We start from the raw sequence: 14,161 nt of genomic DNA on the forward strand, positions 1-14,161 counted from the left end.
TAGATAGGAGGAAAAATGTCAGTTATTGAAAAAGATAAAATTGATGGGATAGGAAAAAGCAAAAGTAATAAAGAATTGTTATTTTTAATTACAGACCATCTTGATTGGTCTGACGAACGTTACCATTTGGTTACATTGCAGGATAAGATTAATTCCTATGTTTTATATATTGAAACTGAACAGTTCAAGGAAATTTATACTGATGATGAATTTGATTTTTTTACTATTGAAATCCATTTTAAATATCCAATCATAGAGAAATGCTCTCAATTTCTAGATGTAGTTGCTAAGCAGCTTGGACAATATGATATTAAAATATCAGCTCAAACCAATTGATTTATAGAAAGGATTGGACAATGAAGAAGGAGCAAAAAAGTGAAATTAAGATACTTGAGAAAAGTTTAGCTAAAACCTTGCGTATGGTAACATCACAATATAATTATAAAATAGTCGCTAATTGTATTTATAAGGGACTAGGTGAATTCTTTACGCATGCCGTATTTTTTGTACGAGTGGTTGATGGAGACTTTAAGTTAGTTGTCCGGCATTATATTAAGACCTACGAAGAGGATAATTTATTTTGGACTATTTTTAATATGCCAGATAATATAAATCAAAGAGAGAGTTTGAGAGCTAATGGTGCGTTTGTAGTCCAATCAATACAATTAGCTGAAAGTCAATATACGATTATGATAAATAGTGATTTAGAATCAATATCTAAAACTGTATTAGAAGAATTTGAGATAAAAGTAGGAAAATTTCTTGAGTCAATAAACTTGAGTCATGAAGAATATTATCAATATATTCTTCATCAAGCGAACTTTTTAAGTGAAAAGCTCAAAAAAATGTTGGCATATATCCTGCTTAATGAATCAGATAAGGCTTTATGTTTAGCAAAGGCTGAGATCGAAAAAGGGAACCGTGGGGGATATCAAAATGATGGAAAAGATATTTATCAGTATATTGTAGATTATTGTAAAAATCATAGTCTTAAGATGTCCTAATATTTTAAAAAACGCTCTAAGTAATACCCACGTAATACACACCGTGCTTAAATATATAGCAAATTCAGATACTTGCAGCTTCTTTACAAGAAGCTGCTGACGCTGGTAAGTTCTAAGAAAATCAATAAAATCAATAAAATCAATAAAATCAAGGGAAAGTCAAGTCACGAGATGATTTGACTTTCTCTTTTTTTATTCTAAGTAAAAGATCAAAACTTAGTATAATAAATGTATAATAAGAAACACGTTATATTGCCAAAAGACAGTATGACGTGTTTTTTGGCGTGCATTCAGAATAGTTACTAAAACATAGTACATAATGTAAAGCATAATTATAAGCAATGGACATACAATATTGAAATAGTTGTAAATTAATAAGTTATTTACAAAGTAATCTCTTCTGTTAATCTTTCAGTAACTCTCTTGACTTAAACTTAATAATTACATATAGTGGCAATAAAAGGTAATATACAAAACATACTAAAACATGACAAAATAAGGGGAAATGTAATATTCTAAAAGATGTACCTACTATTCCATTTTAATAGAGAATACAGCAGAGTTTTATCTAATGGATTAGGAGGAATAGAAAGTAAAAAAATGAATAAAAGGAGTGGATATATGGCGATGATTGCGTTATACTCAAATAAAATAGCACAAATGTCGGGGCTACTGGGGAGACAAAGAAAACAGTTAGTGATTACAAATCAGAATTATTTTCACTAAAAACAAAGGCATTAGCAATCAAACAATCCATATGTAATATGGAAGAGGTTATAGGCTCCATACAGGCATCTACAAGTTTACAGGAAGAGAAAGTTGACTCTCTAGAACAGGTTAGAGGAAGCAGCGAACAGTTTATAGAGGATACCTATCGCATTGACGGTAATGTAGCGGATCTTGTGAATAAACGGAAAGATGATTTCTACGATCAATACAAGTATTTAAAACCAGAGTGTGAAAAGAATGGTTGGGAAAAGTTCAAAGATGGCTGCAAGAAAGTAGGAGAATGGTGTAAAGAACATTGGAAAATTATAGTGACTGTTGTTCTGTTGATTGCAGCAATTGTGGTAATTGTGTTGACAGCTGGAGCAACATTACCGATTCTTATTATATTAGGTGAAGTTGCAAAAGGACTAGTAATGGGAGCAGTTTTCGGTGGTCTAATCGGTGGATTATCCAGTGTAGCTACAGGAGGCTCTTTCTTTGACGGCTTTGAAGAAGGAGCATTCTCAGGAGCATTAATAGGGGCAGTGTTTGGAGGAATTGGTGGCATAGGACAAGTGCTTGGACAATCATGCAAAGTGCTGCAACATCTTGGTAAAATAGCAAAGATAATTCCAACAGTTTCAAAAATATCTGTTGGAATATCACTTGGAATGGCAGGCTTTGACTTACTATCTTTGGGCGTTAGCCTTTTTGATCCTAAAAGTCCCTTGGTACAGTTTAATAAAAAGCTTCATTCAAGTAGTTTATACAATGGATTCCAAATAACTGTAAGTACAGAACCCAATATGTTTTGTAGCAGGAACGATGATATTAACTACGATGGGATTGAAAGCAATCGAAACCATTCAAGCAGGAGATCAAGTAATAGCAGCGAATCTAGATACATTCCAGACAGAAGAAAAAAAGGTAGTTGAAACATACATAAATAAGACAACATGTATTGTAAAGATTATCATTCAGAATGAAGTGATATACACAACCATGAATCATCCAGTTTATGCGAAAGGACAAGGATTTGTATCAGCAGGGAAACTTTCAATGGGTGATGAGATTATGAATGCATCCGGTGGTAGTTATCCTGTAGAATGTATTGAACTGGAAGAAGGATAAGAAGTCGTGTATAATTTCCAAGTAGAAGATTATCATACGTATTATGTTGGAGAAAATAGTATACTGGTACATAATGATTGTCCGGAGAGTGGCAGTAATGCCCAAGGGAATGGTGTTCCTGTAAAAGAAAAAACTACTGCATCAAATGGACTAGATTATCAATCAAATCCAAAGCATTCACCAGGTCAACCTGGGAATAGACCAAATGCAGGAGTAGAACCGAGAAATTCTTTAGATTTATTTGATAAATCTGTTTCTTCTAAATCAAAACCTAATCAAAGATTTACTTTTGATACAGAAACAAATACGGTACATCGTTTTTATAATGATGGAAATGGTGTTTGGCATTGGAGTGGTTCTACAAACCAAGGAGCAAATTCTTTAACGGGAATCCAAGTTCCTAATGATACAAAAAACATATTAAACCTACCAAAGAAAGGATGGTAATTATGATACTGGGGAATCCATATAATTTTGCAATTTTTACTAAAACAATAAAAGAGTGGAATATGGACAACGAATTTTACAACGGTGTTTTATTCTTTTGTATCGATGGAAAATTTTTTCCAAAAAATATTGTTACTGCAACTCTTAACTATGAAATACAACAGTTAAAAGAAAAACTGAAGAACCTTGTTGACGATGAAGTATTATACAATATGCAAAAGGATAAAGCTTTTAGTATAATATATAATATGACATTTCCGGAGAATACAGATATTGATAATGACTATAGATTTGATATATCGCCAGAATCGTTTGCTGATGTAAACTGTTATATTTTTGCAGTTGGCAACGGCAAACAGATACGTATTATGGCTACTGAATTGTATTATAATAAAGAAGAAGCTAGACATGATCTTAGTGATATTAAGATAAGTGAAACGTTTATTGCAAATAATGATTTAAATGAGATGATTACTAAATTAGATAGCTATTAAGTTATGATTCATTTAAAAATAAGAATATTGTCTGGTTTTGATGAGCTATGTTAATATCTGCCATATTAATAAATCGAAGGAAAATAATTAATACAGAATTAGTCTCATGGCTGAAGATAAAACTTCCCCAATAATATCTATATATGGCGTAGATACTATTAGGAAAGTTTTTAAATGAAAATACTAATCCCCCAGCTATGCTGGGGAGAATGGAATTGGACAATGAAGAAAGAGCAAAAAAGTGAAATTAAGATACTTGAGAAAAGTTTAGCTAAAACCTTGCGTATGGTAACATCACAATATAATTATAAAATAGTCGCTAATTGTATTTATAAGGGACTAGGTGAATTCTTTACGCATGCTGTATTTTTTGTACGAGTGGTTGATGGAGACTTTAAGTTAGTTGTCCGGCATTACATTAAGACCTACGATGAGGATAATTTATTTTGGACTATTTTTAAAATGCCAGATAATATAAAACAAAGAGAGAGTTTGAGAGCTAATGGAATACATATATGGGAGCGAAAGAAAATACGGAGCTTGGAAAACTAGCGATGCAAGTGGATGTAAAAGAAATGAAAGATTTGATGGAATCATGGAAAGCAAAGGAGGAGGGAAAGTAATGCTGAATAGATCTAGTATGCTAAAAAAGATTGTAGTATTTATTGGTTTTATGACAATATCCACGATATTAATGATGAATTACAATATCACAGCGAAATCAAAACCAACCAAAGGAATAGATACTAATGGAAATACGTGGACATATAATAAGTTAGTAGAGCTGCCTTTAGCGAATGTACGAAACTTAAAACGGTAAAGCTTCCGGAGGACCTTAAAGTTGTTAGTGAGCATTTATTTTATCTTTGTATAAACTTAACAGATGTTAAAATACCAGATTCTGTTACAACAATATATGCAGGTGCATTCCAAGAAACGGGAATCAAACAGATTGTAATACCTAAGAATGTAAAATACATAAAAAAAGGAGATCAGGGCAATGGAGTATTTGCAGATTGCAAAAACTTAAAAACAATAGAGATAAAATCTAAGAAAATAGAGAGTTGCTTTAAGGGTGCATTTGATGGAGTGAATACAAATGTCGTTATTAAAGTCCCAAAGTCTAAACTGAAGGAATATAAAGCTATGTTTCAAAAGAGTGGATTGAGTAAGAAGGTGAAGATTAAGGGGGTATCTTAACCGAAAATAGTAAGGCATAGCGTCATCCTGAACACCTATAATTAGCCCTAAGTATTTTCCACGTAATACACAACTGATACATTAACTCAGTTAAGTCGATACCTCACAGCATCTATTCAAGAAGCAGCTGACGCTGGTAAGTTCTAGTATTAATTGGAATATAAGATTTTATGAAAAGGACACGTTATACTGTTAATTGATGTATAGCGTGTCTTTTGTCGTTTACAGTTAATAGATTTTCAAAAAAATAGTATTAAGATTGAAATTAATTAGAACTACTTTCAATGCATTTTAATTTAGGATATTCAGTATCAATAATGGAAATAAAATAATTATAATCTTTCATATTATTTTGCAATAAGTAAAGGTTGACACATAGATTAAATGCAGTTTTAGCTTCAATATAGTCATCTAGCAAATACAATAATTTAAATTTAATTTGAAACAAATCTGCTAAATCAAATAAATAATTATGTTTTAATGAAAATTGAATTCCTTTATTTATGTAGTATAGAGAATCAATATACTGTTTTTCACGTTTTAGGTTCACACTTAAATTATAGGTTGTAATCTGGTAGAGTTTTTTTTCAAAATCGATTGACTGATAGTAGTGTAAATCTTTAAAAATTTTATTATCTATTATTTCTATTAAATTCCTAAAAATACTATTTGCAAGTTGTTTCTTCTCTATTTTATTATAATTACATGCGAGACAATTTAATAAACTCAATCCGACATTCGAAAAGATACTTAAACTTTGGCATGTGATGGAATAATTCTCATCTTCTTCTTTAAGACCTTCTAGACATAATTTAATTGATTGGTTAAAGTCCATTTTATATTTAGAAAAATAGATTGCTTTATAATATAAAATAGTCTGTTTATTTTCACCATTTTGAAATTCATGAAAAGAATCTATCTCTTTAAGTAAAGCATAAAGATTGGTCCAGTCTTTTTGAACGAGATATGTTTCAGCTCTTTCCTTATATAACCAAGCATGTTCAGAAAGATCACAAATAAACATTTTGTAATAAGCCTGGAAATCATAATTAAATCGGTTAGATAATTTATTAATGTTATAAATTGATGGTTCGATTTCATTCTTTTCCCACCGTATATATGTTCTTCTATCACATATACCTTTACATGCTTCTCTTTGAGACAACCCTTTTTTTAATCGTATAGTTTTTATAATATCCCCTAGTTTTTTCTGAATCATTATATCCCCCCATAATAATATAAAGATTGATATCTAAACAAAATATATAAAGCTTATATCTAGTTTAAGTATAGCATACAATGAATATTATTTTAAGTTCAATATGTATAAAGTTGAGCATATATGTTACAATTTGTAATTTTTGTTTTGATTCTATTAGTAAAGACTAATTTTATTAAACATTTATACGAGCTTTTAGATTGAATAAAGCAGTATGTGGCGTAAATGTCACTGGTTTTATAATACAAATAATCCTATAATATAGTAAAAATAGATATTGGAGGACAAATTAATGAAGAAATTGTTTATTACTATGACTGTATTAAGTTTATTTTACCTAGCTAATACTCAATATTTTACCTCGTTAAACACAAAGAACATTAAGGCGCAAAATTTTAATCTTTATGTTGAAGAGGATAAGATGATACTCAGGCCTCGAGCTATTATTATTAAGACTTCCTTAGCTTATATATATGAAAACGGAGATAATTCAATCTAAAGAAATAAAGGTTATAGTCGGTAAGAATTGATTAGTTGTAAGTATATTCTTTTAATACAGCAGTTGTGCATATGAGGAGTAAAAATATGATAAAAAAACATAATATTTATAATATTTTTAATATATTAAGACCATATAAGCGTAATATTACTTGGATCAGTATATTAATGTTGATAACTGCAATAGGTAGTTTTTTAACTCCGTGGTTAACGAAATCTCTTATTGATGAAGGAATAATTAATAAGGAATATAGAAAAGTAATATTCTATGTAGGAGTGATAATTGCAGTATTTTTTATACAACAAATATTTGAGATATTACAGTTTCATCTTTACTCAAAAATATGTATACGAATACCGTATGACTTAAATATAAAAGCATGTAAACAAGTGCTAACAGTAAAAATAAAGTATTTTAAAGAAAGAAATTTTTCAGAGGTTCTATCAGAGATATTTCAAGATATTGCAACTATATCATCGATTGCAGATAGTCAATTTCTAGCTTCCGTAGTTAATTTAATCAAAATTTTAGCTGGAATAATAGCATTATTTTTAATTAGTTGGAAGCTAACCATTTTATTGCTTTTGGTTATACCCATAAGGGTGTTAATAAGTCGTTTTATGTATATATCACAAAGAAATAAGTTCAAAGAGTTAATGGATAATCAATCTAAATTTTCTTCTTGGTTAGGAGACGGAATAAGTGGAATTGTGGAAATTAAACTATGGGGAATGATTAAGGAAAAGATGATTGAAGTTGAGAAAATATTGACAAAATTTAGTATTACAAAAAAACGACTATTATTTTTAGGGCAAATAGACAAAATATCAAATGGATTTTTATCTATAGGGTTTAATTGCCTAATATACTTAGTTGGAGCATCATTAATTATTAAGAATGAAATGACATTAGGGGGATTATTTTCGTTTGTGTCATATTCGGCATTAGTGATGGAACCTATAACAATTATGTCATACATATCAACACAGCTATCGTCTATAATTCCAGCATACGAACGATTTTCTACATTCTTACAGACAGATAAGGAGGAGGATAATGAATTTGCTATTGAGTTCAAAGACACTCAAGTATACAAGATGTCATTTGAGAATATATCATTAGCATATAGTAATGAATACGTCCTTAGTGATATTTCGTTTGATATATTCAAAGGAGAGAAAGTAGCTATTATTGGTGCAAATGGAAGTGGAAAAACTTCTTTGATCAATTTATTATTAAGATTCTATGCACCAACTACAGGAACTATAAAGATAAATGATAAGAAAATAGAAGAGTTTACTTTAGAATCGTATCGCAAACTTTTTAATTTGATGGCACAAAGTAATTACCTTTTTAATGATTCTATATACAACAACATTAATTTAACTGGAGAATTAAGCTGGGAAGAGATTAAGGCTGCGTGCGTGGAAGCGGAAGCTTATGATTTTATTAATAACTTACCTGAGAATTTCAATGCAAGAGTTGGATATAATGGAGCAAAATTATCTGGAGGAGAAAAGCAAAAGATAGCACTTGCACGAACCTTAGCAAAAAGAAATTCAAGGATTTTGATTTTGGATGAGGCTACATCGAATTATGACTATAAATCTGAAGCTGAGTTCAATGACAAGGTTATGCTATCTAAACAATATGATATCATAATAATGATCACACATAGGCCAGAAATTCTAAAGAAAATCAATAAAATAATTTACCTTGATAAGGGTAAGGTTATAGCAGTAGGAAATTATGACTCTTTATATAGAGATTATGAGAGTTTCAGAAATACTATTTTAAAGGAGAATTAAGATGGCATTTATTACATATACAACTAAGCCCGAAAATTATTATGTTTACGACGCTAATTGTAATAGTGTACTTCGAATAAAAAAAGAGCATTATGAAGCACTTAGTATGAAAAATGGCAAGGACACTTATCAGGTAACAGTAGAGGACTTTCAGAAGAAAGGTTTCTTAATGAGTAGTGGCATAAAAAAAATAGAACACCCCGCAATTAACATGTTGAAGTATCAATTAGGTAGTTGTATTAACTCAATCACATTTCAAATGACTCAGAACTGTAATTTGAGGTGCAGCTATTGTCCGTATTCTAACGACCAAATTTATAAGCAAAGGCATCATAATACAGGTATGATAAGTTGGGAGATTATTAAGAAGGGAATTGATTTCTTGAAAGAACACTCCAAAGATGCAGAAACTATTTATGTTGCATTTTATGGAGGAGAGCCATTACTGAATAAAAAACTAATCATTGATGCAATGGATTATACAATGTTAAACATTAAAGAGAAAAAAATTTCCTTTGGCATGACTACTAATGCAACATTACTAAATGATGCGACTCTTAGCGAACTTGATAAGTATGACATATCAATTATGGTAAGTTTAGATGGGGGAAGGAAAGAGCATAATCAGAATAGAAAGTTTGCAAATGGAGAAGGATCTTTTGATATAGTTGAGAGAAATGTAAAAAATATAAAGGAAAACTACCCTAAACTTTTTTCTAAATTAAAGTTTAATACTGTTATTGCACCCGGAAGTAATTATTCTAGTATTTGGGATTTTTTTAAAGATGAAAATAATATATTTGATTTTAATAAAGTTAACTTTAATACTTTATCACGTAACTATACAGACGAAGATATACAATATGATGCTGCATTTTTTGAAGAACGCAATTATGAAACTTTAAAGGCTTATCTCATGCTACTAGGAAAATTTGATAAACAAAACATTTCAGAACATAAAAGTGATATTGAACATATCTTTTCTTTTAAAGAGATGTTTATACCAAGAAAAGAAGTTCCAGAAATTGCACATCCAAGAGGTACTTGTATTCCAGGTGTAAAGAAGTTGTTTGTTGATATTTATGGGAATTTTTATCCATGTGAACGTGTGGATGAGAATTCAGAAATAATGAGAATTGGTAACCTAGAAAATGGTTTTGATATAGAGAGAGTTACTAGGCTTTTAAGTATTGGAACAACAACGGAAAAAATTTGTAAGGAGTGTTGGGCTTTTAACTGTTGTACCATTTGTCCTGCATCGGCAGACGATGGTAAAAGTTTAGAATACTCGGCGGATTTTAAACTAAAAAAATGTCATGGAGTTAAGGAAAATGCATTAGAAAATATTAAGGACTATACTATGTTAAAAGAATTTGGATTTGAATTTCGAATGGAGGAGTTATTAAAGTGAAAGAAAAAATAGCAATATTTCCCTATGATCAAGATGTTTCTTATATTTTAGAATCTTTAAATACGTCGTTGTATGACATTAGACATGTAATTAATTTGGAAAATGATATAAGTAAGCTAGAAAATAGTGACTTATTATGTAGTGAGAATGAGTTTATGGATAATAACTTTATTAATAATATCGATTCAATCATTCTTAATAACTCAAAAAAATTTAGTGATAAACAGATATTTATAGATATCATAAATGTAGCAATAAGTAAGGGAAAAAGTATTAGGCTACTTGAAGATTTAAGTAAAGAATATAATAACCTATCCTATGACTTGTTAGAAGAACAGCAGGCAGTTATACGTGAAAGTTATGAAATAGGAATTCCAGTCATTATGGTTTCTGGTTTAGGTGAAAATTGTGAAAAAATGAATATTCAAGTAGATTTGCAAAAATTCTTCAATAATAAGGGATATAAGACAAGTTGGATAGCTAGTAATAATGCCGGAAGTATTATCGGTGCTAATGTTATTCCTGGTTTTATTTATGACGATGAGTTTGATTTTAATGAAAAAGTATATAAATTTCAGCAATACGCAAAAGAGGTAGTAAAAAAAGGAGAAGCAGATGTATTAATTATTGGAATACCGGGAGCACCGATGATCTTTAATAAGTTTATTCATAACAACTACGGATATTTGCATTATTTATTAACCAGCGCAGTAACTCCGGATATTTGTATACTAAGTCTTTATGCAGGAAAATATAGCAACGAGTACTTACAAGAATTAAAGAAAACATATTACTATAAATTTGGTATGCGAGTTAATTATTTCAACATATGCAAAAAAGTATGTCAATATAGCCCTGAGAGTAAGGGGTTAGAGTTCTACAATGTGGATCGCGAGTTTCTTTTAAATAATTGTGTGGATTACAGTGAAAATGAGGAGGATTCATTTGTTTTTTCTATGGAGGATGCTAGGGGAAAGGACCAAGTATTACATTCAATCTTAAATGAATTACAAAATAATATAGCACTAGTATAGGAGGTTAAAAGTGAAAGATAATAATCAGCTGTATAGTGAAATAAAAAAAATTATGAATAGGTTTGTGGAAGGCGATTTCGGCGATGATGAAAATTTATTGGGTATTACATCCGTAAGAAATATAATTTACATACTAGATAATCTAGAAAGTAGGTATGGCCTTAAAATCAATGAAGATACAGTTGCAAAATTAAAAGAGTTTACGTTATGTAATTTAACAAAAATGATTTATTCTAATTCTAACTTATAGCTAAAATGGTATCGGAATAAGACGATATTCAATGCCTTTATAGAATCTAACAATAATAGAAAGTATACATAAAATTATAAATAAGAAAGGAGGGGATAATTTTGAATAGTTTAAATAAAAGTGCATCTGGTCAGATGGTTCAAAGTATTTCAACATATAGTACTTGTTGGTGTGTATGCGTATGCCTTATCTTTACAGAAAAAAGACACAGTGATTTATTAGATGCAGGACATGCTGTAGCAAAATAATTGATATAAATTAGTTTCTAGTAAAGCATTGAATATTGTCTTATTCCGATAATTGAAGATAGGCAAATGTGTAGAGAAAGCAACAAATTGACTTACTATTCGCTCGAATAAAGCTTGGAAACAAAGTTCCGAATTAATGAAGTTTACAGGTAGGGTGGAACAGAAGATTGTAATATTCTTTTGTTTCACCGAAAAGATACATTGCTTTTCATAATAAAAACTATGAATTAATTTAAATTATTTTTAAGAAATAAATTTATACAAAGAACTTTATTTCTTAAAAATAATTTAAATACCTTTAGTGTGACCAAATAATAAAAAAGAAAAAAATTGTAACAAAATTTAACTAAGATGGTCATATATAAGGAGGTGAAATGGTGGGTAAGTCCATTGATTATAATGACTTTGAAACAATATATAGAAAATACTTTAAAGATGTATATAAGTACTTATTAACATTATGTAGAAATGAGAATGTGGCTGAAGAAATTGCACAAGAAACATTTTTTAAAGCAATGAAAGCAATTAATTTATTTGAGGAAAGGTGTAGCATTTTTGTATGGTTATGCCAAATAGCGAAAAACACTTATTTTAATTACTGTAAAAAGAATCAAAATTATCAATATAAAACGGAAGTTCAAGATGATGATATTGTTATAAAATTAGAAGATCGTGAAGAAGCAAAACAAATACATGTGTTATTACACAAGCTTCAGGAGCCCTATAAAGAAGTTTTTATGTTGAGAATATTTGGAGAATTATCTTTTGCGCAGATAGCTGAATTGTTTGATAAATCGGAAAGTTGGGCTAGAGTAACATTCTATCGAGCGAAAGGAAAATTAAAGGAGGATTTAAGATGTTAGTGGAGTGCGAAGTAATTAGAGATTTGTTACCACTCTATATAGATGGTGTGTGTAGTAATAAAAGTCGTAATCTAATTGAAGAACATCTACAAGGCTGTAACTGCTGTAAAAAGGATTATGAGAACATGATCGTTCCATTAGATTCAATAGAAAAAGAGAATGAAGAGGTTAAAGTATTGAAAGGAATAACCAGAAAATTGAAACAAGATAGGATTAAGAATGTAGTTAAAGGATTTATATTAGCCATGATTCTTGGGCTAATTATATATTGTTTTATTGGGATAAAGCCATTTTAAACAATGTAATGATTAAATTGATCATACTTTAAATTGAGTTTGCTTAATTGAAAGGAATAGTTTCTATGGACAATATGGTTGTTTTGAAGAATATAAGTAAATCATACAAAAAAAATGTAATTCTTAATCATATAAACGTAAATATAAAAAAAGGTTCTATTTATGGGTTAATTGGTGAAAATGGAGCAGGAAAGACTACATTAATTAAAGTATTGACAGGGATTTTGAGTCCCGATGGAGGAACCATAAATTTCGTTGAAGAAAAACGTAATCATTTACCTAGAATTTCGGCTGTTGTAGATGAACCTGCATTTTTTAATAGTTTAACCGTAGAACAAAATCTTATAGAACACTGCAAATTGCTAGGTATTTTAGAAAAAGAGAAAATAGCTGCTATAGTATTAACTTTAGGTTTGGAAAAGCATAAGGATAAATTAGCGAAGAATTTATCGCTGGGGTTAAAACAACGTTTAGCCATTGCATTAGCATTAATAGGTGAACCCGATTTAGTAGTGCTTGATGAACCTTTAAATGGGTTAGATCCAGAAGGAATAATGGACTTACGTAACTTAATTTTTAAATTGCATAAAGAGAAAATTACAGTTTTAGTATCTAGTCATATATTAAGTGAATTAGAGCAAATAGCAACAGACTTTGGAATACTAAAAGACGGACGTATGATAAAAGAATTTTCTAAAGCTGAAATAATAGATTCTGGAATAAAATTAGAAGATTATTATTTGAAAATAAAAGGAGGCAAGTAGCATGCTTACTCTGCTAAACTGCGATTTTTATAGATTTAAAAAGAATAGATCATTTAGGAGTTTATACATTTTGATAAGTTTATTGGGATTAGTATTAGTTTTACTACTAAAAAATGATATAAAGCTTGGAATATCTATTATTGGAAGTCTTACACTATTCACCAGTCCGCAAGAGGTTTTTATGGCTGGGCTTGATTTTAGAAAAGGATTGGGAATGATAGTTGCCATTATGGTTACTTTATTTATTAGTGAAGAATTTAGTTGTAAAACTATGAAATTAAAATTAATTGTTAAAAAGAGTAAGTATAAAATTTATTTCTCTAAATTAATAGAAGCTATTTCTATAGCAATATCGATTGTATTAGTTTATGAAATTGTGGTTATTATAGGGGGATTGTTGGGTTTTTATAATATTGAAGAATTAGTAAATATAGGTAATATTGGAAGATTAATTATAGGAATTCTAATATACGCATCTATTGGAGCTATCATATGCTTTATTAATATGTTTTTTCAAAATATGTTTACTTCTATAATAGTAAGTTTGGCTTATATTATATTGAATGATACTTTTAGTTCAATAATAAAAATTATTTTTACTAGAGTGAATATGGAAAGTTTGGGAATTATGAAATTATTATTAAATACACAGACCAACAATTTATATTTTGAGATAAAAGTTATAAATTGCTTTCAGAGTTTTCTTTCTTTCTTGCTATTAACGTCAGTTATAGTTATTGTGGGTGGTAAAATTTTCGAATCGACAGATATTAATAGCTAAATAT

20 protein-coding genes and 1 pseudogene are annotated in these 14,161 nt (G+C 29.5%); 20 read left to right on the forward strand and 1 reads right to left on the reverse strand.

The features are described from left to right. The first annotated feature begins 15 nt into the window (after positions 1-15). The 10 genes and pseudogenes from BUB90_RS16885 (at position 16) to BUB90_RS24435 (ending at position 4,984) form a co-directional block, all read left to right on the forward strand. Positions 16-336, forward strand: coding sequence for a DUF6572 domain-containing protein (locus tag BUB90_RS16885; RefSeq protein WP_073289623.1), 321 nt, complete (start codon positions 16-18; stop codon positions 334-336). A gap of 20 nt (positions 337-356) precedes the next feature. Beyond that, positions 357-1,004 (forward strand): hypothetical protein, encoded by a 648-nt coding sequence (locus BUB90_RS16890; RefSeq protein WP_073289624.1) that lies wholly within the window; start codon positions 357-359, stop codon positions 1,002-1,004. A 764-nt stretch (positions 1,005-1,768) separates the two neighbouring features. Continuing rightward, a complete protein-coding gene (locus BUB90_RS24010) occupies positions 1,769-2,647 on the forward strand; it encodes a hypothetical protein (protein ID WP_073289625.1) in 879 nt (292 codons plus the stop codon). After that, entirely contained in the window at positions 2,538-2,843 is a 306-nt protein-coding gene (locus BUB90_RS24015; protein WP_073289626.1) for a polymorphic toxin-type HINT domain-containing protein, read from the forward strand. The genes BUB90_RS24010 and BUB90_RS24015 overlap by 110 nt, the downstream gene beginning before the upstream one ends. Before the next feature lie 6 nt (positions 2,844-2,849). Beyond that, entirely contained in the window at positions 2,850-3,290 is a 441-nt protein-coding gene (locus BUB90_RS24020; protein ID WP_242952565.1) for a hypothetical protein, read from the forward strand. 2 nt (positions 3,291-3,292) lie between these two features. After that, positions 3,293-3,784: an immunity 42 family protein gene (locus BUB90_RS16910; protein WP_073289627.1), complete on the forward strand. Its 492-nt coding sequence runs from the start codon at positions 3,293-3,295 to the stop codon at positions 3,782-3,784. A gap of 174 nt (positions 3,785-3,958) precedes the next feature. After that, positions 3,959-4,336 (forward strand): hypothetical protein, encoded by a 378-nt coding sequence (locus BUB90_RS16915; RefSeq protein WP_073289628.1) that lies wholly within the window; start codon positions 3,959-3,961, stop codon positions 4,334-4,336. A gap of 70 nt (positions 4,337-4,406) precedes the next feature. Next, complete coding sequence (locus BUB90_RS16920) at positions 4,407-4,604, forward strand: hypothetical protein (protein WP_073289629.1); 198 nt, start codon at positions 4,407-4,409, stop codon at positions 4,602-4,604. A 23-nt stretch (positions 4,605-4,627) separates the two neighbouring features. Next, positions 4,628-4,711, forward strand: a pseudogene (locus BUB90_RS24430) (hypothetical protein); the annotation flags it as partial. Between the two features lie 15 nt (positions 4,712-4,726). Continuing rightward, positions 4,727-4,984, forward strand: coding sequence for a leucine-rich repeat protein (locus BUB90_RS24435; RefSeq protein ID WP_408605954.1), 258 nt, complete (start codon positions 4,727-4,729; stop codon positions 4,982-4,984). Positions 4,985-5,249: 265 nt separating this feature from the next. Here BUB90_RS24435 and BUB90_RS16935 read toward each other — a convergent pair whose 3' ends face one another. Further along, a complete protein-coding gene (locus tag BUB90_RS16935) occupies positions 5,250-6,203 on the reverse strand; it encodes a helix-turn-helix transcriptional regulator (RefSeq protein WP_073289630.1) in 954 nt (317 codons plus the stop codon). A gap of 292 nt (positions 6,204-6,495) precedes the next feature. Here BUB90_RS16935 and BUB90_RS16940 point away from each other — a divergent pair, with 292 nt between their 5' ends. The 10 genes from BUB90_RS16940 to BUB90_RS16980 all read left to right on the forward strand — a co-directional run bounded on the left by BUB90_RS16940 (position 6,496) and on the right by BUB90_RS16980 (position 14,157). Beyond that, positions 6,496-6,702, forward strand: a complete 207-nt coding sequence (locus tag BUB90_RS16940; RefSeq protein WP_073289631.1) for a hypothetical protein — start codon at positions 6,496-6,498, stop codon at positions 6,700-6,702. Between the two features lie 86 nt (positions 6,703-6,788). Continuing rightward, a complete protein-coding gene (locus tag BUB90_RS16945) occupies positions 6,789-8,510 on the forward strand; it encodes an ABC transporter ATP-binding protein (protein ID WP_073289632.1) in 1,722 nt (573 codons plus the stop codon). 106 nt (positions 8,511-8,616) lie between these two features. Beyond that, positions 8,617-9,921, forward strand: a complete 1,305-nt coding sequence (locus BUB90_RS16950) for a radical SAM/SPASM domain-containing protein (protein WP_170865524.1) — start codon at positions 8,617-8,619, stop codon at positions 9,919-9,921. Next, complete coding sequence (locus BUB90_RS16955) at positions 9,918-10,955, forward strand: TIGR04066 family peptide maturation system protein (RefSeq protein ID WP_073289634.1); 1,038 nt, start codon at positions 9,918-9,920, stop codon at positions 10,953-10,955. Before BUB90_RS16950 ends, BUB90_RS16955 begins: the two co-directional genes overlap by 4 nt. 10 nt (positions 10,956-10,965) lie before the next feature. After that, positions 10,966-11,205 carry a hypothetical protein gene (locus tag BUB90_RS16960; RefSeq protein ID WP_073289635.1) on the forward strand — a complete coding sequence of 80 codons (240 nt, stop codon included), beginning with the start codon at positions 10,966-10,968 and terminating at the stop codon, positions 11,203-11,205. Positions 11,206-11,306: 101 nt separating this feature from the next. Then, a complete protein-coding gene (locus tag BUB90_RS23600) occupies positions 11,307-11,453 on the forward strand; it encodes a hypothetical protein (protein ID WP_170865525.1) in 147 nt (48 codons plus the stop codon). Positions 11,454-11,827: 374 nt separating this feature from the next. Continuing rightward, positions 11,828-12,316 carry an RNA polymerase sigma factor gene (locus BUB90_RS16965; RefSeq protein ID WP_073289636.1) on the forward strand — a complete coding sequence of 163 codons (489 nt, stop codon included), beginning with the start codon at positions 11,828-11,830 and terminating at the stop codon, positions 12,314-12,316. After that, positions 12,310-12,612, forward strand: coding sequence for a zf-HC2 domain-containing protein (locus BUB90_RS16970; protein ID WP_073289637.1), 303 nt, complete (start codon positions 12,310-12,312; stop codon positions 12,610-12,612). Before BUB90_RS16965 ends, BUB90_RS16970 begins: the two co-directional genes overlap by 7 nt. A 65-nt stretch (positions 12,613-12,677) precedes the next feature. Beyond that, complete coding sequence (locus BUB90_RS16975) at positions 12,678-13,376, forward strand: ABC transporter ATP-binding protein (RefSeq protein ID WP_073289638.1); 699 nt, start codon at positions 12,678-12,680, stop codon at positions 13,374-13,376. A 70-nt stretch (positions 13,377-13,446) separates the two neighbouring features. Then, positions 13,447-14,157 (forward strand): ABC transporter permease, encoded by a 711-nt coding sequence (locus tag BUB90_RS16980; RefSeq protein ID WP_139241792.1) that lies wholly within the window; start codon positions 13,447-13,449, stop codon positions 14,155-14,157. Positions 14,158-14,161: the final 4 nt, after the last annotated feature.

It is taken from the genome of Anaerosporobacter mobilis DSM 15930 (assembly GCF_900142955.1).
Lineage (GTDB): Bacteria > Bacillota > Clostridia > Lachnospirales > Lachnospiraceae > Anaerosporobacter > Anaerosporobacter mobilis.